At 32.3% G+C, this 21052-nt stretch carries 21 protein-coding genes and 3 tRNA genes; 15 read left to right on the top strand and 9 right to left on the bottom strand.

Going from position 1 to position 21052, the window contains the following annotated elements; all coding sequences use genetic code 11:
* Window positions 1-5: 5 nt before the first annotated feature.
* On the bottom strand, window positions 6-1691 hold the full coding sequence (locus tag ACUSJC_RS12440; RefSeq protein ID WP_449269891.1) for a peptidoglycan DD-metalloendopeptidase family protein: 1686 nt from the start codon (window positions 1689-1691) through the stop codon (window positions 6-8).
* Window positions 1692-1871: 180 nt separating this feature from the next.
* Here ACUSJC_RS12440 and ACUSJC_RS12435 point away from each other — a divergent pair, with 180 nt between their 5' ends.
* From ACUSJC_RS12435 to rny, 3 genes are all read left to right on the top strand, one after another.
* A complete protein-coding gene (locus ACUSJC_RS12435; RefSeq protein WP_449269890.1) occupies window positions 1872-2162 on the top strand; it encodes a hypothetical protein in 291 nt (96 codons plus the stop codon).
* A gap of 2 nt (window positions 2163-2164) precedes the next feature.
* On the top strand, window positions 2165-2458 hold the full coding sequence (locus ACUSJC_RS12430) for a cell division protein ZapA (protein WP_449269889.1): 294 nt from the start codon (window positions 2165-2167) through the stop codon (window positions 2456-2458).
* 212 nt (window positions 2459-2670) lie between these two features.
* On the top strand, window positions 2671-4230 hold the full coding sequence (gene rny / locus ACUSJC_RS12425) for a ribonuclease Y (protein WP_449269888.1): 1560 nt from the start codon (window positions 2671-2673) through the stop codon (window positions 4228-4230).
* A 163-nt stretch (window positions 4231-4393) separates the two neighbouring features.
* Here rny and prfA read toward each other — a convergent pair whose 3' ends face one another.
* Complete coding sequence (gene prfA / locus ACUSJC_RS12420) at window positions 4394-5467, bottom strand: peptide chain release factor 1 (protein ID WP_449269887.1); 1074 nt, start codon at window positions 5465-5467, stop codon at window positions 4394-4396.
* Between the two features lie 184 nt (window positions 5468-5651).
* On the opposite strand from prfA, the gene ACUSJC_RS12415 reads away from it, so the two are divergent.
* The 5 genes from ACUSJC_RS12415 (at window position 5652) to ACUSJC_RS12395 (ending at window position 12428) form a co-directional block, all read left to right on the top strand.
* Window positions 5652-7766 (top strand): TonB-dependent siderophore receptor, encoded by a 2115-nt coding sequence (locus ACUSJC_RS12415; RefSeq protein ID WP_449269886.1) that lies wholly within the window; start codon window positions 5652-5654, stop codon window positions 7764-7766.
* Between the two features lie 98 nt (window positions 7767-7864).
* The gene (locus tag ACUSJC_RS12410) at window positions 7865-9058 is read left to right on the top strand and encodes a PepSY-associated TM helix domain-containing protein (RefSeq protein ID WP_449269885.1); all 1194 of its coding nucleotides are present in this window, start codon (window positions 7865-7867) and stop codon (window positions 9056-9058) included.
* Window positions 9059-9156: 98 nt separating this feature from the next.
* Window positions 9157-9504 carry a DUF6686 family protein gene (locus ACUSJC_RS12405; protein WP_449269884.1) on the top strand — a complete coding sequence of 116 codons (348 nt, stop codon included), beginning with the start codon at window positions 9157-9159 and terminating at the stop codon, window positions 9502-9504.
* Window positions 9505-9635: 131 nt separating this feature from the next.
* Entirely contained in the window at window positions 9636-11858 is a 2223-nt protein-coding gene (locus ACUSJC_RS12400) for a TonB-dependent siderophore receptor (protein ID WP_449269883.1), read from the top strand.
* Between the two features lie 21 nt (window positions 11859-11879).
* Window positions 11880-12428, top strand: a complete 549-nt coding sequence (locus ACUSJC_RS12395) for a PepSY-associated TM helix domain-containing protein (protein ID WP_449269882.1) — start codon at window positions 11880-11882, stop codon at window positions 12426-12428.
* A gap of 306 nt (window positions 12429-12734) precedes the next feature.
* Here the strand turns inward: ACUSJC_RS12395 and ACUSJC_RS12390 are convergent, their stop codons facing one another.
* Window positions 12735-13670: an FKBP-type peptidyl-prolyl cis-trans isomerase gene (locus tag ACUSJC_RS12390; protein WP_449269881.1), complete on the bottom strand. Its 936-nt coding sequence runs from the start codon at window positions 13668-13670 to the stop codon at window positions 12735-12737.
* Between the two features lie 75 nt (window positions 13671-13745).
* Between ACUSJC_RS12390 and ACUSJC_RS12385 the strand changes: the two genes are divergently transcribed.
* The 3 genes from ACUSJC_RS12385 to ACUSJC_RS12375 are packed head-to-tail and all read left to right on the top strand — an operon-like array spanning window position 13746 to window position 15206.
* Window positions 13746-14138, top strand: coding sequence for an RNA-binding S4 domain-containing protein (locus tag ACUSJC_RS12385; protein ID WP_449269880.1), 393 nt, complete (start codon window positions 13746-13748; stop codon window positions 14136-14138).
* Entirely contained in the window at window positions 14125-14703 is a 579-nt protein-coding gene (locus tag ACUSJC_RS12380) for a methyltransferase (protein WP_449269879.1), read from the top strand. The genes ACUSJC_RS12385 and ACUSJC_RS12380 overlap by 14 nt, the downstream gene beginning before the upstream one ends.
* Before the next feature lie 8 nt (window positions 14704-14711).
* Window positions 14712-15206 (top strand): phosphoribosyltransferase family protein, encoded by a 495-nt coding sequence (locus tag ACUSJC_RS12375; protein WP_449269878.1) that lies wholly within the window; start codon window positions 14712-14714, stop codon window positions 15204-15206.
* On the opposite strand, the gene ACUSJC_RS12370 is transcribed toward ACUSJC_RS12375, so the two are convergent.
* Entirely contained in the window at window positions 15198-15713 is a 516-nt protein-coding gene (locus tag ACUSJC_RS12370) for a shikimate kinase (protein ID WP_449269877.1), read from the bottom strand. The two genes, ACUSJC_RS12375 and ACUSJC_RS12370, sit on opposite strands and share 9 nt — an antisense overlap.
* A gap of 128 nt (window positions 15714-15841) precedes the next feature.
* Here ACUSJC_RS12370 and ACUSJC_RS12365 point away from each other — a divergent pair.
* The 3 genes from ACUSJC_RS12365 to ACUSJC_RS12355 all read left to right on the top strand — a co-directional run bounded on the left by ACUSJC_RS12365 (window position 15842) and on the right by ACUSJC_RS12355 (window position 16147).
* Window positions 15842-15914 (top strand) — tRNA-Lys (locus ACUSJC_RS12365).
* A 27-nt stretch (window positions 15915-15941) separates the two neighbouring features.
* A tRNA-Lys gene (locus ACUSJC_RS12360) sits at window positions 15942-16014 on the top strand.
* A 51-nt stretch (window positions 16015-16065) separates the two neighbouring features.
* Window positions 16066-16147 (top strand) — tRNA-Leu (locus tag ACUSJC_RS12355).
* Between the two features lie 55 nt (window positions 16148-16202).
* Here ACUSJC_RS12355 and ACUSJC_RS12350 read toward each other — a convergent pair.
* The 5 genes from ACUSJC_RS12350 to ACUSJC_RS12330 all read right to left on the bottom strand — a co-directional run bounded on the left by ACUSJC_RS12350 (window position 16203) and on the right by ACUSJC_RS12330 (window position 19502).
* Window positions 16203-16736, bottom strand: coding sequence for a DUF4252 domain-containing protein (locus ACUSJC_RS12350; protein WP_449269876.1), 534 nt, complete (start codon window positions 16734-16736; stop codon window positions 16203-16205).
* A gap of 2 nt (window positions 16737-16738) precedes the next feature.
* Window positions 16739-17947 (bottom strand): carboxypeptidase-like regulatory domain-containing protein, encoded by a 1209-nt coding sequence (locus ACUSJC_RS12345; protein ID WP_449269875.1) that lies wholly within the window; start codon window positions 17945-17947, stop codon window positions 16739-16741.
* A 77-nt stretch (window positions 17948-18024) separates the two neighbouring features.
* Complete coding sequence (locus ACUSJC_RS12340; protein WP_449269874.1) at window positions 18025-18561, bottom strand: DUF4252 domain-containing protein; 537 nt, start codon at window positions 18559-18561, stop codon at window positions 18025-18027.
* A 4-nt stretch (window positions 18562-18565) separates the two neighbouring features.
* Window positions 18566-19006, bottom strand: coding sequence for a hypothetical protein (locus tag ACUSJC_RS12335; RefSeq protein ID WP_449269873.1), 441 nt, complete (start codon window positions 19004-19006; stop codon window positions 18566-18568).
* Window positions 18987-19502, bottom strand: a complete 516-nt coding sequence (locus tag ACUSJC_RS12330; RefSeq protein WP_449269872.1) for an RNA polymerase sigma factor — start codon at window positions 19500-19502, stop codon at window positions 18987-18989. Before ACUSJC_RS12330 ends, ACUSJC_RS12335 begins: the two co-directional genes overlap by 20 nt.
* A gap of 79 nt (window positions 19503-19581) precedes the next feature.
* Here ACUSJC_RS12330 and ACUSJC_RS12325 point away from each other — a divergent pair, with 79 nt between their 5' ends.
* The gene (locus ACUSJC_RS12325; protein WP_449269871.1) at window positions 19582-21003 is read left to right on the top strand and encodes a S41 family peptidase; all 1422 of its coding nucleotides are present in this window, start codon (window positions 19582-19584) and stop codon (window positions 21001-21003) included.
* Window positions 21004-21052: the final 49 nt, after the last annotated feature.

Below are 21052 nucleotides of genomic sequence, written 5' to 3'. Positions count from 1 at the left end.
CAGTTTTAATTCATTAAAAAATAAGTCTCAAAGGTAGTTGAATTTTGCATATTATCGGTTACAATAATTTTTAAATCGTTTCGCCCTGAAACAAATTTATTATCCGATAAATCATGAATCAACTTTTTAGTTTTGTAATCATACTCCATTAAAATCCATTCACCATTCAAATACGCATTGTAAGTATCAATTCCCGAAAGATTATCAGCAATAGAAACACTTAACGTTTTTTGTTTGGTTAAATTTCTACCTTCTATAAAATTAACATTATAAATTCGCGGCACAATAGAATCTTGAGCCAGCTTATATTTCCCTAATTGCCTTACTTTTGTCGTAAATGTATTTCCTTTCCTTTTGGTTCCGTTGTAATCCAATCGATTACCATCTAAAGTTGCTATAAAAGTCTTTTCCATTACATCTTCCGACAACCCTTCTACATTATAAAACGTAATGGTGATGTTTTTATGCACTGGAATTTCAGGACTTCCAAAGGTTAAAACACCGTCATTCACTTCCATATTCAAATCAAAATCATCATAGAACGCATTCTCCGGAACATACACCGATATACCGTCTTTTTCGTAATTATTTTCAATTTTAGATTTTAAAACATAAGACGCATCTGAAGCTGTTTTGGTTACTTTTGGTGCTTCAGTACCATATTCTATCGGAATAAAAATAGTACTTTGGTTTCCGTGAAAATCAAACATTTCTATTCGAAAAGTATAAGCTGTATTGGGTTGAGTGTTAACAATTCCGTTATTTTTATTTTCTTTTAAAACAGACAATGGATAAGGAGTAATGTAAAACAACTTTTGAAAACGTTGCTTTTTATCTTCATACACTCCGTAATCTATGAAGTTATTGATATAACGTGATTCGTCAAAAGCAAATTTGTCCAATTCAAAACTATAGTACAACACTCCGTTCAAATAAGCATTTACTTTAAACAATCCGTTTTTATTATATGCATTTGTACAGTGATCATATGCATTAATTGCAAAAGCAATTTTTCCGTTAGCCACAACTTTTTCAGCTTTATAATCACCATTAACTTGTTTGGTAAATGAAACCTGAGATGGTTTTTCAGAAGCATTGACTACCACTCCGTTTTCCATTGGATAAACCAAAATTCCTTGTAAACTAGGCTTATATTTATCTGCAGATAGTTTATTGAACCCAAAAAACAGTGGGTTTACTATTTTTTCACTTTTTGTCTCACGGAATTCAAAATGCAAATGCGGACCACCACTACCACCTGTATTCCCTGTAAACGCAATGACTTCTCCTTGCTTTACCGGCAAATCTGTTGGCCTAAGAAACATTTCCACTGCAAATGATTTTTGACTGTATTGCTCTTTTTTAATGTACTCTTCAATTGCACCATTCGCTTTTTTCAAATGTCCATAAACTGTCGTGTATCCATTGGGGTGCGTTACATAAATAGCCTTTCCATAACCGTAAGGCGAAATTTTGATTCGAGAAACATAGCCATCCGCCACCGCAAAAACATCTAAACCTTCTACTCCATTAGTTTTCAAATCCAAACCTGCATGAAAATGATTAGAGCGTAATTCACCAAAAGAACCTGAAAAATCTAACGGAATTGATAATGGAGATATGAATCCTTCAGGATACTCGCTTTGAGAAAAGGCACATACAGAGATTAAAACGAATAAATATCGCAGCATACTACAAGAATTTTAGGCTAAAATAATAAATTTATATAGCTTTTAAAACCTTATTTACAACTCCTTAATAGCCAAATTATTATAAAACTTAACTTTTATTTCATAAAAAAATATAAAAAATATTGTAATTATTAAATTGTAATACTAATTTTGTGTAAAGGGAAATGAATTGCACTATTGATGATTAAATTAACTGAATTAATTGATTCTCTAGAAGTTAAGTTCTTTAAATTGAACCAAAAATTGATTCAATTAGAGAAGAAAAATTCAGAATTAGAGGCTTTGTTACAGAAAATGATACAGGAAAACGATGGAAAACAGAGTCAAATTGCTGAACTGAGGAATCAATTGGATAATTTAAAAATGGTGAATTCTTTATTAGGCAGTGACGACAATAAACGAGAAACGAAACTCAAAATAAATTCTCTTATTCGAGAAATTGATAATTGCATAGCACAACTCTCTGATTAATTATGAGTGAGAAACTAAAAATAAAATTGTCAATTGCTGATCGTGTTTATCCGCTTACAATAGATGAGCCGCAAGAGCAAGCTTTACGAAGCGCTTCCAAGAAGATAGACGAAATGATTCAACAATTTGAACAAAGCTATGCCGTTAGAGACAAACAAGATGTCTTAGCCATGTGTGCTTTACAGTTTGCTGCTCAATTAGAACAAAAACAAATTGATTCGGTAGAGGACAACACAAATGGATTAAAACGATTAGAAAACTTGGATAAGAAATTGAGCGAATTACTCTCAAAATAAATATACGTTCTTACAATAAAATAAAGGTACTGCCTACATTAGTTCACATTTTGATAAACTCAACACTAACAATTAAAACGAGTGAATCTTCGTATCTATTGTAAGCCCTTAAGTGGGAAACATGAACTGCGAGTTAGCTCAAAACTTGTCTTTACGAGTTTATACAAACACCTAATGTAGGCTTTTTTTATATATAATTTTTTTAACTAACTATGGATTTAATAAGTATAATAGGAATTGTTTTAGGTATTGCATTAGGATTTGGTATTGCTAAAATTTTAGAAAAAAGCAATGTTTCAAATCTTATCAAAAATGCAAAAAAAGAAGCTGCCTCTATCTTGAAAGATGCTAAGGCAGAAGCTGAATCAATCAAAAAAGATAAAATTCTTCAGGCAAAAGAAAAGTTTTTAGAATTAAAGGCAGAACACGAACAAGTAATCTTGTCTCGTGATAAAAAGATGACGGAAGCTGAAAAGAGAACTAGAGACAAAGAATCTCAAGTTTCAAATGAATTGGCTAAAAATAAAAAATTAAACGAAGAGTTAGACCATAAACTTACCGACTACAACAATAGAATTGAATTCTTGGATAAAAAACAACAGGAAATCGAAAAAATTCACCGTAGTCAAGTTGAACAATTAGAGGTCATTTCCGGTCTTTCTGCTGAAGAAGCTAAAAACCAATTAGTAGAAAGCTTAAAAGCTGAAGCAAAAACCAGTGCTATGTCTTTCATTCAAGATACAATGGAAGAAGCTAAAATGACTGCACAGCAGGAAGCTAAAAAAATCATCATCAATACCATCCAAAGAGTTGGAACAGAAGAAGCTGTAGAAAATTGCGTATCGGTTTTCAACATTGAATCTGACGATGTAAAAGGTAGAATTATCGGTCGTGAAGGACGTAATATTCGTGCTTTAGAAGCTGCAACCGGTGTTGAAATAATTGTTGACGATACTCCGGAAGCTATCATCCTTTCTTGTTTTGACCCGGTAAGAAGAGAAGTTGCTCGTTTAGCATTACACAAATTAGTTACTGACGGACGTATTCACCCGGCACGTATCGAAGAAGTGGTTGCTAAAACACAAAAACAAATTGAAGAAGAAATCATTGAAGTAGGTAAACGTACGGTTATCGATTTAGGTATTCACGGTTTACACCCAGAATTAATCAAAATCGTTGGTCGAATGAAATATCGTTCATCTTACGGACAAAACCTATTGCAACACTCTCGTGAAGTAGCTAACCTTTGTGGTATCATGGCAGCTGAATTAGGCTTAAACGTTAAATTAGCAAAACGCGCCGGATTATTACACGATATCGGTAAAGTTCCAGAAACAGAAAGCGAAATGCCACATGCTATCTTAGGTATGCAGTGGGCAGAGAAATATGGTGAAAAAGACGAAGTTTGTAACGCTATCGGAGCTCACCACGATGAAATTGAAATGAAATATTTAATCTCTCCTATCATTCAGGTTTGTGATGCTATTTCAGGAGCTCGCCCAGGTGCCCGACGTCAAGTATTAGATTCATACATCCAACGTTTGAAAGATTTGGAAGATATTGCCTTCGGATTCAACGGTGTTAAAAATGCCTATGCAATTCAAGCAGGTAGAGAATTAAGAGTAATTGTTGAAAGTGAAAAAGTTTCTGATGAAATGGCTTCTACTCTATCTTTTGAGATTTCTCAAAAAATTCAAACAGAAATGACCTACCCAGGACAAGTAAAAATTACGGTTATCCGCGAAACCAGATCGGTTAATATTGCAAAATAAAACTGTTTCTAACAATAAACAAAAAGCCGTTTCTTTCAGAAACGGCTTTTTTATGCTATATTTTGCTTTATTCTTAAAAAGAAAAACTCGGAACAAATTTCAATTTAATTGTTCCGAGTTTTTTATATTAATCTAAGAGTTGGTTTAACAAACTCAGATTTTATTAATACACTTCTGATTCTTTTAGCTTTTCAGTGTTAGCTACTAATTGTAACTCATCAATAAACTTCTGAATTTTTCCGCCCATTACACCATCCATATCAAAAATATCCATTCCGATTCTATGATCTGTTACACGTCCTTGCGGATAATTATACGTTCTGATTTTAGCCGAACGGTCACCAGAACTAACTTGCGAATTACGCTTTTTAGCATCTTCCTCTTGCTTTTTCGCTAATTCCATTTCGTACAAACGTGAACGCAACACTTGCAATGCTTTATCTTTATTTTTATGCTGTGATTTTTCATCCTGACATTGTGCAACTAAACCTGTTGGAATATGTGTCATACGAACAGCCGATTTTGTGGTATTAACCGATTGTCCTCCGGGACCAGACGAACAAAATAAATCAATACGCACATCATTCATATCAATTTGCACATCAAATTCTTCTGCTTCCGGTAAAACCATAACAGTTGCTGCCGATGTATGTACACGACCTTGTGTTTCTGTTTGCGGAACACGTTGTACACGATGTACACCTGCCTCATATTTTAATGTTCCGTATACATCTTCACCTGTTACTTCAAAAATAATTTCTTTATAACCGCCTGCTGTTCCTTCATTTAAATCAACTACCGAAGTTCTCCAGCCTTTAGCTTCGCAATAACGTGTATACATTTTAAACAGATCTCCTGCAAATATAGATGCTTCATCTCCTCCTGTTCCTGCACGAATTTCAACCATCACGTTTTTAGCATCTTCCGGATCTTTTGGAATCAACATAAATTTGATTTCCTCTTCTAATTGCGGTAAACGTTCCTGAGCCTCTTCCAACTGCATTTTAGCCATTTCTACCATTTCAGCATCAGATCCATCTGCAATAATTTCTTTAGCTTCTTCAATATTTCCGGTAAGAATTAAATATTCAGATCTTTTTTCTACTAAATCTCTTAAATCCTTATATTCCTTATTCAATTGTACATAACGCTTCTGATCTGCAATCACATCTGGCTGAATGATTAAGTCTGAAACTTCATCAAAACGTTGTTTTACATATTGTAACCTATCTAGCATAACCTGTTTTGTTTATTGGAGTGCAAATTTATGCTTTTTTATGCAATGTTTAAAGTATAATTTATTTGTTTTTATTTTTTGAAAACCAGTAAGTTAATCTGTTTATTTAAAATTAATCTAATTTAATTTTGATATTTCACTCTATCTTTTTTAGTTTTGCATTGTTTTTAATAAATCTAAATAAATGAAAAATACAATACTTTCTTTAGCGATTTGTTCTATAGCTTCCGTAGCCATAGCTCAAGAAAAGCAAAAAGATACTATTAAATCTCTTAATGAAGTAGTTGTTAGCGGTACTCAAAACAAATTTGCTACAAAAGAAACTTCAAGTAGTCTTCGCTTACAGACTGAAATCGAAAAAATACCTCAAAACATCCAAGTAATCACCAAAGAGGCTATTGACAACCAAAATATCATCAACATGATGGAGTCGGTTACACGAAATGTAAGTGGAGCTCAAATGATTGAGCACTGGGGACATTTTGCAAGAATCAACATGAGAGGTTTTAAACTTCCTGCCTTTAGAAACGGAATGAATGTGGAATTACCTTGGGGACCTCTTTCTGAAGACATGTCTATGGTAGATCGAATTGAATTTGTGAAAGGTCCTTCTGGTTTTATGATGTCTGCGGGAGAACCCGGAGGTTTTTATAATGTTGTTACCAAAAAGCCGACTAAAAACAAAATTCATGACTTTAGTTTCACTACAGGAAGCTACAACACTTACAGAGGAACTATTGACTTAGGTGGCGCTTTAACAAAAGACGGAAAGTTTCAATACCGTTTAAATGGCATGTACCAAAACTTAGAAAGCCAAAGAGAATATGAAAAAAGCAATCGATACAGTATCGTTCCTTCTTTTCGTTATGAATTCTCAGACAAAACTTCTGTAACTACAGAAGTTACTTATCAAAAAGCAAAACAAATGATTGGTGCAGCTTATGTATTTGCTCCGTCATCGGCCGGATTCGGAAGTTTAGATCGTGATTTTTCGATACTTGATAAAGATTTTCCAATGTCTACTATTGAAGAAATGAGTTTCTTAACCAATATTACACATAAATTTAATGAAAATTGGTCAATTGCCGGGCAATACATGATTATGCAGTATAGTGGCACAGGAAGCAGTTTATGGGCTTATAGTATGGCTGATAACGGAGATTTATTGCGTTACCTAAGTATTTGGGATGCATTAAGCACCAATCAATTAGGACAAATTTATGTAAACGGAACATTTAATACAGGATTCATCAAACATAAAATAATGGGTGGGGTAGATTCAAGGAACTTGAGTTACTACGCTGATTGGGGACAATACGGATTAATTGATGATCCAGCCAATCCTTTTAATATTTACAATCCTGTTTATGGAAATGCTGTATATCCAGAATTTGACCGCTCATCATCTGTTAAAGAAAGAGGAGCTGCTAATCATCAAGGAGCAGATTTATATTCTGCGTATGCACAAGATGAATTGAATTTCTTGGACGAAAAACTACGATTAACAATAGCAACCCGTTATACTGAAGGTAAAACGTTTGCTTATGGTCAAAGTAGTAAAGAATCTCGTTTTACACCTCGTTTTGGTTTAAGTTACGATATTTTAAAAGGTTTCACTGCTTATGCTTTATATGACCAATCTTTTGCACCACAATATGGAGCAAGCGCTACAGGAGAAAAATTTGATCCGGTTTTAGGAACTGATATTGAAGGTGGATTAAAAAAATCTTGGTTCAACGGAAAGCTAAATACAAGCTTAACGGTTTATCAAATCACTAAAGAGAATGTATTGGTAAACGATCCTGAAAATCCAAATTTCAGTATTCAATTAGGGGAGATTCAATCAAAAGGTCTTGAATTTGATATGCAAGGACAAATTACACCTGAATTGAACATTATCTTGAATTATGCTAATACTGACGTAGAGATCACTAAAGATTCTGATCCTGCGAATGTAGGCACAAAAGTAGCCGGTTTTGCAAAACACATTACTAATGGTTGGTTAAATTATAACTTTAAAAAAGAATCATTATTCAAAGGTTTTGGAATATCTGCCGGATATCAATATCAAGTAGATCGTTCTTCTTGGAACTGGGGTAGTGATAACAAATCAGAATTGCCTGATTACTTCAGATTAGATGGAGCTGTTTCTTGGAAAAATGACCATTTTAATGTGACCTTAAATGTAAATAATATTCTGAATAAATATTTATATAGTGGTTCTAACTATGGAACTTACCTATACTGGCAAAGTGAACCGGGAATTAATGGAAGAATTACTGTTGCATACCGTTTTTAACTTTTATATTTCATGTTAGTTTAAATTTTGAGCTCCTCTATTTTATACTTTTTAAGATAGAGGAGTTATCTTTAAGAATTTCCATAAAACACAATTGAATGCAAAAAACAAAAAAAAGAGGATTAAAACACTGGATTGGTAAACTCCATTTGTGGTTAGGATTATCAACAGGAATAATTGTTTTTATCGTTTCTATCACAGGAGCTATTTATGCTTTTCAGGAAGAAATCACCAATTCTATCCGTAAAGATGCTATTTTTCATAAAGAACAGAATATAGAAAGCAAAACTATTTTGTCTTTGAAAGAATTGGAACAAAAAATCAATGTTGTTACTAAAGAGAGATTTCCAATACACTGGGTTACCATTCCTGTTGACAAAAGCAGAAGTTACGTTTTCTATTATTACGAACATAATCCTAAAGGATGGAATGTATTTGAAGAATATGTTATCTATAAGTCTGTCTACGTAAATCCTTTTACAGGAGAAATATTAGGCATTTATGATGAAACCCGAAGCTTCTTCAACATCATAAAATCGATCCATTACAGTTTTATGCTCAATACGAGCTGGGGAGTATATGTTTGCGGAATTCCTACTCTTATTTTTGTATTCATGCTTATTTCCGGGATTGTTCTTTGGTGGCCCAAAAATAAAAACGCTCGAAAACAACGCTTTTGGTTCAATTGGAAAAATGTAAAAAAATGGAAACGTAAAAATTATGACCTACATAATGTTTTAGGTTTTTATGCTTCAACCTTTGCATTCATTATTGCTATAACAGGTTTATACTATTCTTTTTTCTTTATTCAGGCTTTGATCTATTTTATCTTTTCAGGAGGAAGTACCAGTTATCCTGATTTTTCACATATTACTACCAAAGCACCTATCGAAATGCGCAATGAACATACTTTGGATAAAATTGGTAAAAAAGTAGAAGAATTATATCCTGATGCCTTTGCCTATTCACTAGATTTTGGCTACGAACATATTGACGACCATGAACATCCTAATTATTCTGTTTTTATAAAACAACTCTCCTATTCTTATCATATTAATCATAGTTTAATTTTCGATGAAAACTCAGGAGAATTACTTCACATACATGACCATAAAGATAAAAATTTGGGAGAAAAAGCTATTGCGGCTAATTATGATACTCATGTAGGAGCTATTTTAGGACTACCCGGAAAAATTCTTGCTTTTATCATAAGTTTAATTTGTGCTTCACTACCAATCACAGGATTTTTAATATGGTGGGGTAGACAGAAAAAGCAAAAACACGCACATTAATTTTTTACGACTTATTATTTAAAATAATTCTAAATAATTTGTTTGAGTAAAATATAGTTACTATTTTTAGATTTTTATTTAAAATCATTCTTAATAATATGTGCTATAATTATTCATTACTTAATAAAACTAAAAATGGTGTTTTACTCTGGTTAAAAGGATGTAAAAATTACCAACTGACTTATAAAAACCTCAATTTCAATCTTACAGAAGAAGAACTACTGGCTTTTGAAAATTATTTAAAAAAGGTAGATGTTGAATATTGGGAAGAAGAATATAAAAATTCGATATATGATAAAAAGATTCCGATTCCTACTTTACAAAAGAATTTTATTATTCTTTTAGATCGTTTTGAGGTTTTTGAATTAATCCAACTTTTACAATTATCTTCAAATATTCATTTCATTAATTATGCTAGTATAAAAAATAAAATTATCTGGAATTGATAGAGAATCAAGCCTATGCAAAATGAGGATTGCTACATCATAATTTTTAATTAAAATAAATCTAAATAGTTTTTGCGAATCTCATCAGAATACATACTTTTGCGCAATTATTTTAATTTATTCTAAATAAAATGAAAAAATATAAATTACTGGCTGCAATTTTATGTACTAATTTATTTGTTTTTGCGCAAGAAAAACATGTTGATTTTGAAAATGAATTATCCATTGAAAATGATACTGTTAAGAAATTAAAAGAAGTTGTTTTAAATGGCAAAAAAAATGCTCCTAAAGCATCTGTAAACAGATCTGGTATAAAAATAATGGACTTACCTCAAGCTGTGCAGGTAATAGATAATGAAGTCATCGAACAACAACAGTCAGTTCGTTTAAGTGATGTCATAAAAAATGCTAATGGAGTTTATGTAGGTTCTGCACGAGGTGGCTCTCAAGAATCATTCTGGTCAAGAGGTTATGACATGTCTTCAAATAATATGTTCAAAAATGGTTTCCGTTTTAATAGCGGTTCTATTCCTGAAGTTTCCTCATTGGACAAAGTCGAATTTTTAAAAGGAAGTTCCGCTCTTTTATATGGTAATGTTGCTCCCGGAGGAATTTTAAATATGGTTACCAAAACTCCAAATTTTAAAACGGGGGGCGAAATTTCTATGCAAGCGGGAAGTTATAATTTTTACAAGCCGTCTGCTGATATTTACGGCGTTTTTAATAAAAATATTGCTTGGCGTTTAAACGGTTCTTATGAAAATTCAGAAAGTTTCCGTGATTATGTAACAAGAGAACGCTATTACATTAATCCTTCTGTTTTATTTAAAGTCACTGAAAAAACTGAAATTACTGTTCAAGGTGATTATCTAAGTGATGACTGGACTCCCGACTTCGGTACGGGTTCAATTGGTAAAGAAATTGCCGATGTTCCTAGAAATGCTTACTTAGGGGCAAAATGGTCTAATGGCTTCACAAAACAAGCCTCTGCTTCAATATTATTACATCACGAATTTAATCCCAATTGGAATTTAAACTTTAATTCTTCATTCCAAGATTATAACAGAGAATATACAGGAACTGAAAGAATTCAGCCTGCTGATAATGGAGATTGGAACAGACCTTATGGAAAAAGTAAAGCTGCTGAACAAATTTTAGCGAACCAAATTAGTTTACAAGGTAACTTTAAAACAGGAAAAATTAAACACCAATTATTTACAGGTATTGATACTGAAATTTCAAATGCAGATACGTATCGTTTTAGATTTTATAATCCAAATGACTTAGATGCAAATGAGATCCCAAAAACAATAACTACTTACGATACAGTTAATATTTTCAACCCTGCGACTTATGATGCTTCAAACGAAGGTCCGGTTTTACCATCAGAAATTACCAGTATTGTTAAAACGGAAACCAATCGTTTAGGAGTATATGCACAAGATTTAATCTCTTTTGGAGAAAAGTTTAAAGCATTATTAGGTGTTCGTTATTCATACCAAGAAACAAAGCCTGTAACTTACAACTATACAAATAATACAGTTACTGATGAAACTATCCGTAATGACAGAGCTTTTTCGCCTAAAGTGGGGTTAATTTATCAACCTACAAAAACAATTACAATATTCTCTAGCTACTCTAATTCATTTACCCCAAATACAGGAGTTGACATCAACAATAAAGCAATTAAACCTTCAATTATTGATCAAATTGAAGCTGGTATTAAGAACGATTTTTTTAACGGAAAACTAAGCACTAACCTTACTGTATACCAAATTGTAAACAGTAACTTAGCACAAACTGCCGAATTTGATGCTAATGGAAATATTAACAACAACACAAACATTAAATCGTTAAGCGGTGAAACTACAAGTAAGGGTGTTGAAGTTGATTTTAATTACTATCCTATTGAAGACTTTAAAATTATGGCCGGCTATAGCTACAATGATATGCGTTATACAAAAACAACCGGACTAACAGGAAGTTTTATTGAAGGTGATCGTTTGGTAAGAACACCTCAACATACGGCTAATTTAAGTTTCTTCTATACTGTACCAACAGGAATCTTTAAGAATGTATCAGTTGGTGCTTTAGGAAACTACATTGGAGATCGTTTAGGAGGTTGGAACAACCAAATTAACCCAGACTACCCAAATGGAATTAGGGATAGAGAAATTCCAATTGATGGCTACGTAACAGTTGATGTTTCTTTAGGATATAAGTGGAAAAATTTCTCATTGTTGTGTAAATTGTCTAATATTACAAACGAATTGAACTATACAGTTCACGAAAATTATAGTATCAATCCTATTGCCCCTAGACAAATCTTGACATCACTTAAATACAAATTCTAATTTTATTATAGAACAACTAAAATGAACGCACAAAAAATCAGAAACATACACCGCGATTTAGGCTATTTCTACTTAGGCTTAATTATTTCATTTGCATTTTCCGGTATCATGATGAACCACAGAGATCATTGGCATCCTGAAAAATATACGATTGAAGCCAAAGAAATTGAAGTAGCATTACCTTCAGAACATGAAATCACGGAGCAATATGCAGAACAATTGGCCAAAGATCTTAAGATTGAAGAAAGAATGAAACGCCAAATGGTTCGCAAAGGGAAATTCAAAATGATGTTTGAAAATACTGAAGTGGAATTAGATGTGAAAACAGGAAAAGGAGAAATCATTCAGTTTGTGAATACACCTTTGATCAGTCAAACCATGAAACTTCACAAAAACACTTCGAATTTCTGGATTTATTATTCTGATATTTTTGGAATTTCTTTAATTATAATTGCTGTAACAGGCGCTATGATGATCAAATACGGGAAACACACGTTTAGACAACGCGGTTGGAAATTAGCCACTGCAGGTTTACTCTTCCCGATACTATTTCTACTATTTTTTAGCTAATGAAAATCCCTCAATTGAGGGATTTTTTATTGTTAACCGCTACTTTTTAACAGAAATAGAAATCAATTTATAAGTATTTATTTCTAATAGTTAACTTTCATTTTACTTTAAATTAAGTCCCTATTAGAAACTAAAAATACTCTTATCAAACCCCTAAAAAAAAACCAAAATGCTTTAAAAAAAAGCTCACTTATAGAAAGCTTGAATAAAAAAGAAAAGTCGGAACAAAATTGAATTTCGTTCCGACTTTTATGTTAAGAATAGATTTAGATTATTTACTAAACTAAACTGCTTATAATATATTTATCAATTACAGCTAGGATCTAAATACTTAGGTAATGTTCCATTAATACACGTTGGAAAAGGAAGTAATAAATTACCTTCAGAGTCTAAATTTACTTCATTTTTAGTTAAAACATTATCCCCATCATCATCATAGTCAAGGAAATTAGGCAAAGTATCCCCATCTGTATCATCATCAAAAAAATCATTATTCCCATTCAAGTCTTCTAAAGAAGAAGGTACTTTATCTCCTTCGTGATCTCTATCCTTTCTGGAATACAACTTAATCTGAAAAGCGATAGGTGCATACTGAGAAATATTGGTAGTAACATTATTAAAGTAAGCTAAACCAGACGGTATAAAAACTATAATATTTCCATAATCATTGTGAACTACTTCTCCATTATCTCCTATATTAACAGAAGCTTGAGTTTTAATCTCTGATAATATTTGTCTGAAACCTGAAATAGAAATTGCATCTGTCGAATATATTTCAGGAAATGTAAACCACATTCCAAACTTATTTTCATCAAACATTACATTTTCCAAATTCCACCCTTTGTATGCTACAAATGTTGAATCAACCGAAGTAGGTCTTTCCCCTCCTCCTTCATTCAAAATTATATAATATAACTTATAATTTACATCATCATCAATTCTTCCATCTGTATACAAGGTCTCTCTTGTATCATTCTTAACCGTTTTAAATCTAAGCCTATAAGGATTGCTATCATCATTCAATGTACTCCATATAGAAGATTCTCCATTTTCAATTGATTTAACAGTAAAATCATTAACATCTAAATAATTATTTTGCAAATATTCTTCTATTTCAGCTATATTTTCATTATAAACTTCTTGTCTATCTCTGAGTTCTATCGTAGAACTATCATCACTTTTACAAGATAATACCAGAGTTGATAGCCATAACATACTTAATAAATAAAATTTTGATTTCATGCAATTAAATTTTGCTTGCAAGATACAATTTTCCTTTATTTTTGTATGGTTATTAACATTGTTTTTTGATTTTTCATGAGGATTGATAAATATTTATGGACCGTAAGGTATTACAAAACAAGAAATATGGCTAGTGAGGCCATTAAAAAGGGACACGTTAGTGTAAATGGACAAGTTGCAAAACCTTCTCGCGAAGTTTTTCCAACCGATAAAATTTCAGTCAGAAAAGACCAGATCAACTACCAATTAACTGTTTTAGATATACCTGCTAACAGAGTTGGACCAAAATTAGTAGACATCTACAGAAAAGATGAAACCCCATCTGAAGCTTTTGCTCATTTAGAAATGCTAAAACTGAGTAAAGAACACTACAGAGCTAAAGGAACCGGTAGGCCTACGAAAAAAGACCGTAGAGACATTGAAGATTATACAGACGATAACACTTTTTTTGATAATGAACTTGAATAGCAATTATTGGAACAATCGTTACATGAATAACGATAGCCCTTGGGACGCCGGTTTAATCACAACTCCTCTCAAAGAATATATTGACCAACTCATTAATAAAGATTTAAAAATTTTGATCCCGGGAGCAGGTAATGGACATGAATTTGACTATTTGGTTGCCAACGGTTTTAAAAATGTTTTTGTTGTAGATATTGCATCAGCTCCACTTGAAAAAATTAGAACTAAACATCCTGAATTGACACATCAAGTTCTAGAAGAAGATTTTTTTGAGCATTCTGACCAATACGATCTAATCTTAGAACAAACCTTTTTTTGTGCGTTAGATCCTAGTTTGAGAAAAAATTATGCAAAAAAAATGCACGAATTGCTAAAGCCTAGTGGAAAGTTATCCGGTTTATTATTTCAATTTCATTTAACTGAAGCTGGCCCTCCTTTTGGCGGTTCTATTGAAGAATACAAAGAACTATTTGCTCAATACTTTCTGTTTAAAACATTTGAGACCGCTAATAATTCTATAAAACCGAGATTAGGTAGAGAACTGTTTATTATCTTTGAAAAAAAATAACAACACACATGAAAAATATTATTCTGAATCATCAAGAAATTAAAAATAAGGTTACTCGTATCAGCTATCAAATCTTAGAGACATTTATTGATGAAGACGAAATTATTATTGCCGGCATCAGTAAAAACGGCTATATTTTTGCTCAAAAGCTAGTTGATGAAATTCAGAAAATATCAGATGCTAAAGTTAGCATCTGTGAAGTTTTTATCAACAAACAACATCCTTTAAATACTATCGAGACTTCATTATCCAAAGAGAATTATCAAAATAAAAGTATTGTCTTGGTAGATGATGTCTTAAATTCAGGTTCTACATTAATTTACGGTGTGAAACATTTTTTGGAAGTTCCTCTAAAAAAATTCAAAACAGCTGTTTTAGTTGACCGCAACCATAAACAATTCCCTGTCAAAGCTGACTTTAAAGGATTATCTCTTTCTACATCTTTACAAGAACATGTTCAAGTTGTCTTTGAAAACCAAAATGACCATGCTTATTTAAGCTAGCCTTTTTAAAAGCTCAGAAACTATTTCGTCCGGAGTACTCCCTGAAGCATCAATTGTTATTTTTGCATGGTGGTAATAAAAATTACGATCAAATAAATGCTTACGTATATAATCATCTAATTCTTCCTCGGAAAGAGAAGCGATCAAAGGGCGTGTTTCCTTCTCTTTTCTTAAACGTTTTGCCAATTCTTGGACAGAAACCTTCAAATAAACGGATTGAACGTCTGGAAGCTGTAATTTTTCATAATTATTAGCATAACAGGGAGTTCCCCCTCCAAGTGATAGAATATAACTTGTATTATTCTGAATGAACTCGTTAAAATATTGACTCTCCAATTTTCTGAAATAGATCTCACCTTTATCTCTAAAGATCTGTTTTATAGTTGTTTCCTCCTCTTTTTCGATTAAAGCATCTAAATCAAAAAATGGAATTTCAGTTTTTTCAGACAAAATTTTACCCACGGTTGATTTCCCTGAACCCATATATCCTAACAAGATAATCTTCATAAAAAAATAACTTTCTAATTTTTAAACAGTTAAAAAATAATTTGTAAAAAAAAGCAAATTTATAATAAAAAAGCATTGGAAAATAAATTAAAGGTTATATATTTGCACCCGCAATAAGGAAATGAATTGACTCCGTAGCTCAGCTGGTAGAGCATTACACTTTTAATGTAGGGGTCCTGGGTTCGAGCCCCAGCGGGGTCACAAATTCTTTCTCTTAATTGCTTTATTGACTCCGTAGCTCAGCTGGTAGAGCATTACACTTTTAATGTAGGGGTCCTGGGTTCGAGCCCCAGCGGGGTCACAAAAAAGTTATTCGTTTTTACGAATAGCTTTTTTTGTTTACAAGAGATTTGACCACGTGGAGAAATTGGTAGACTCGCCATCTTGAGGGGGTGGTGTCGCAAGACGTGTCAGTTCGAATCTGATCGTGGTCACAAAAAAAGCCTAGCAAAATAATAGCTAGGCTTTTCTTTTGAAATCAAATGCGGATTATTCCTTCCCTAAAGCTTCTTTTAAAGGCTGTAATTGCTCTAAATCTAAATCAGCCTTACGAATGACCTCAACTAAATTCATTACGTCTGAAGGCTTCATATTATCTCCTAAAAATCGTGCAACCACAAAACCTTGTTCTTGTCCCGATGCAAAAACTACAAATTCTTCTATTTTGTCTTCTTTCCCTACAAGATAAACTGCCGCACCGCTTTCTTTGTTTCCAAATTTCATCAAAGGTTCGTATTCTTTATCTTTTAAAATTGCTTTTACTTTAGCTTTTTCTACTTCAAATTTGGCTTCGCCCAACGAATCTTTTTGAAAAGCTAAAATATTTAATTTCTTGAACGATAACAAAGCCCTTTTTTCTTCATTAGTCAATGACATTTTATCAGCATTGATAAAGCTTGGAGCCAAATCAATTGCAATAAAATCAGAAGACTCCGAATTTTCAACAAAATACTTTTGTAAGGTTTCTTTATTTGCACAACCAATAGTACTGATTAATACAAAAACTAATATTATTTTTTTCATTTCTATTGTAATGATTTTATTATTTGTTCTTCTTTTTCAGAAAGAGGAATGGAGTTGTTTTCTTTCCAGAATTCTGTATCATATCGGGTTCCGTTCTTATATAAACTTCTCCCTTGAAATAGTTGATCTTCTTCAGGAATTATGATATTTACATCTGAATATTGGGTAACCGCTAAGTCACTTGTAAATTTTAGACGATCATTTACTTGTTTTCCAAATTTCAGATACAAATCAACATATACTTTCTTATAACGAGGCACATATTTTCCATTTGAAAAACTATATTGCTGCTTTATTTCCAAATCGTAGATCCCAAACTTAAACAATAATAGGTTTCTGATTTTGACATACTTTTTATGTTTTTCGCTTAGTCTTAAATTGATGTCTAATACAACTGTATTAACAGGGTCATAAACAATTTCTCCTTCTATCAATTCTTCTTCTACTTCCGGTTTTGGAATCACTTTTATCACTTCAAATTTGTTTCCTTCGGAATCTTTTCTGCTTTTTAATTCAAAATCATATTTTTTAGTGTTCTTTTTGCTCGATGTAATCTCTTTTAAATTTTTAAAGGTATAAAAAGAGTTTACGGCATCTTGTATATTGAAAAAAGAATCTAGTTCTGACAGATCGGCTTTTCCGTTTTTCTCAATTTCATCTGCAGCTGTAATCTGGAATGCTCTGCTTTGTTCAACTTCCAGAAAAGATCTGATTTTTTCTTTGCGTTTGGGTTCCAAATAAAAATTTATCAACCCATCAGAAAATTTAGAGTATTTATTATTGATCATTACAAATTCTCTATAATAGGTTTCTAGCTTTATATTCTTATTTAAAAACCTTAAAGATTTATCTAAGACATTGTTCAGAATTTCTGAAACCGGTTTATCTGTTACTATAAATTCATCTAACTCTACGACATCTGTCTCAAGAAAAAATGTAGTATCTGTATCAACTATTTGGGTAACTTCCAATACTATTTTCTTGTATCCTAAACAAGAGATCTCGATTGTTTTTGCCTTCTCTGAAAAATAAAATTTAAATTTTCCTTCTTGATTGGAATAAACTCCTTGTAAACTTTCCGGCGAATAGATCGATACGAAAGGAATTTCTTCATTGGTTTCTTTATCAAGAATAATTCCTTCTAAAAAAGTATTCTGTGCCGAAACAAAATTAACGGTTATAAAAAATAACAAAAACAAGATTCTCTTCATATGATTTAGTTGATTTGGTTTTATAGTAAAAAAGCAATTACTATAGAGCAATTGCTTCCTATTTTATTTTTAAAATATTATTTCTTGCCTTTAGATGCTTTGTTCAGCTGATCTCCTCCCGGCAAATTCATTTTGGCAGTTAATGTTGATATTTCATTCAAATTGAAATTTCCGGTTAATGATAATACTACTGTTTGATTATCTTTTGAAGTCGGATCTTCAATAAACATTAAAAGTTCTTTTACGATATCGCCATTTCCTGCCGATTTGATATAGATGTTTACTTTTTTTCCGCTGTCATTAACACGCATTAACTCTTCTAGCGGATTACTTTTCAAATAACTGGTTACCGTTGCTTTCATGTCGGCAGCAACTTTTGCATTATCCGTTGTAAACACTTTTAGATTTTCTAATTTTTTAAGAAGGGTAAAATACATTTGAGCATCATTTTCTTTAGCATCTACTGCCATTTTTCCGATCATTTCAAACATTTTTTTGTTCACAATAACGGAAGTCACGCCTTCTTTATCCTCAAACTTATCAAATGCTGTTTGAGCCCACATAGTTGTTGTTGTCATTAAAAACAAAACAAAACCTGCAATACACTTTTTCATGTCTTTAGTCTTTAAAAATTCTTTCTTTAGTTTTTTCATACTCTTTTAATACGGTAACACCTTCTACTCCTTTATTAACATTGGTAGAAACCAATTGCAATGCTTTTTGCGTCGCAGCGAAGGCTTCTTCCGGATTGTCAAAAGTTCCCAAATCTTCTTTCGATTCTTCATTGAAATAGAATTGTATTACTCCAAAAAGAAAAACAAAACTTGCGGCAATCCCAATCCACTTTACATACGGTTGTTTTCTAGGTTGTAATGGAAGGATTTTTGTAAATTGTTCTTCTCTTTGTTTTTGAAAGTTACCAAACATTACTTTATAAGGCAACAAATGAGTTGCCACCTCATCAGAAGAAAAATAGGCCTTTAATTGTTTTTCTTCTGCAATTGTAGTTTGTCCTTCAAAATATTTTTCCAGCAATTGTTCAACTTGTCTTAATTCCATAATTATGTTTTGCTGTTATTTTTTCACGAATTATTTTTCTTGCTCTTGATAAAGCTACGCGAACTGCAGTTTCAGTCATCTCTAATACGGAAGCAATTTCATTAAATTCTAATTCTTCCACATCTCGCATTTGAACAATTAACCGTTGTTGTTCAGGTAACTCATTAATTATTTTTTCTACCCAATGGAGTGCATCTCTATCTTCTAACTGTTGCTCTACACTTGGTTTTCCATCACTATAATTACTATGAACCAATTGTAAATTACTTGCTCTTTTGGATTTCAATTGATCTAGACAATAATTTTTAGTCATTGTCATAGCTAATGCTTCTACGCTATTATAGGTTTTTAAATTGTCATTTCTATTCCAAAGTTTCAACAAAACCTCCTGTGTAGCATCTTCTGCTTCTTCAGTACTGAGAAGCATTCGTTTTGCCAAACGAAAGAGCTTATCTTTAAACGGAGATATAATTTGTAAAAACTCCTGTTGTTTCATTTTTAACCTTTTATACAATACAGACGAATGTAGTTTATTTTTGTTACACCAAAAAATTGATTATTTTTAAAACAAAAAAATGAAAAAGATTTCTTTAGCCTTTTTATGGCTGTTCGCATTAGGCTTATTTGTTGTAAGCTGTTCTGATGATTGGGATGATAATCCACAGAGTACTTCGGCAAACGATTTTGTTTGGAAAGGTTTAAACCAATATTACTATTGGTTAACTGATAGTCCTGATTTAGCAGATACTCGTTTTACCGGTCAAAATGACTATACTCAATTTTTAGAATCTTTTGCTTCACCTATAGATTTATTTGACCATTTAAAAGTAAGTGACGATATTGATCGTTTTAGTGTCATTTATTCGGATTATACTCTGTTAGAACAAGCTTTAACCGGAACTTCTGAAAGCAATGGAGTGGACTATGAATTACGATATGCTCCTAACAGCTCTACTGATGTTTTTGGTTGGGTTCGTTATATTCTGCCTAATACTGATGCTTCTACCAAAGATATCCACAGAGGTGATATTTTTTATGCCATAGACGGTGTTTCTTTAACTGTTAACAACTACAGTTCTCTTTTAGGTCAAACCACTTATACCTTATATTTAGCTGATATTGTTAACGGACAAATTGTTCCCAACGGAAATAGTGTTACACTAACCAAAAGCGTCTATTCTGAAAATCCGGTATATTTAAAAACAACATATACTATAGGGAGTAAAAAAATAGGGTATTTGATTTACAATGGTTTTTATACCGCTTATGAAAGTGAATTAAATAATGCTTTTGCTTATTTTCAAGCAGAAGGAATTACCCACCTCATCTTGGACTTGCGCTATAATTCCGGTGGTTCTGTTGCAACCGCTACCCGATTAGCCAGTATGATTACCGGACAGTTTACCGGACAAATATTTGCGCAACAGGAATGGAATTATAAAATGAACGATTATTACAGCAGTAATCCGGAAAAGCTCCTAAACCGATTTACAAATTCTATTGATAATGGTGCCGGAATTAATCATTTAAACTTAGACAAAATTTATATTATTACCTCTAAACGAACGGCTTCGGCTAGCGAGTTGGTCATCAACGGACTTACTCCTTATATTAATGTAACGCAAATTGGCAACAATACTACCGGAAAAAATGTAGGTTCAGTAACCTTATATGACTCCCCTACTTTCACTAAAAATAATGTTAACCCTAATCACAGATACGCTATGCAGCCTATTGTTTTGAGAATTTCTAACGTTAATAATTTTTCAGACTATTCTACGAATGGCTTACCTCCCGACGTTACACAATTGGAGGACTTAGAGAACCTAGGTGTTTTAGGAGACAGCAACGAACCTTTACTGAGTACAGCTTTAAATTACGTAAACACCAATGGTCGATTTACTATACCAAACCAAAGAGAAAAATTTGTTCCGTTTGAAGATAAAAATTCTAAAGAAGTTCTAAAAACAGAAATGTATATTGAATTACCAGAATAAAAAAAGAGCCCTGCATGTATGCGGAGCTCTCTCTTTTGGGGCAAAAAGA

It is taken from the genome of Flavobacterium sp. U410, from assembly GCF_053570605.1.
Note: the sequence above shows the minus strand (reverse complement) of the source record. Positions and strands in the feature narration are given on the sequence as shown.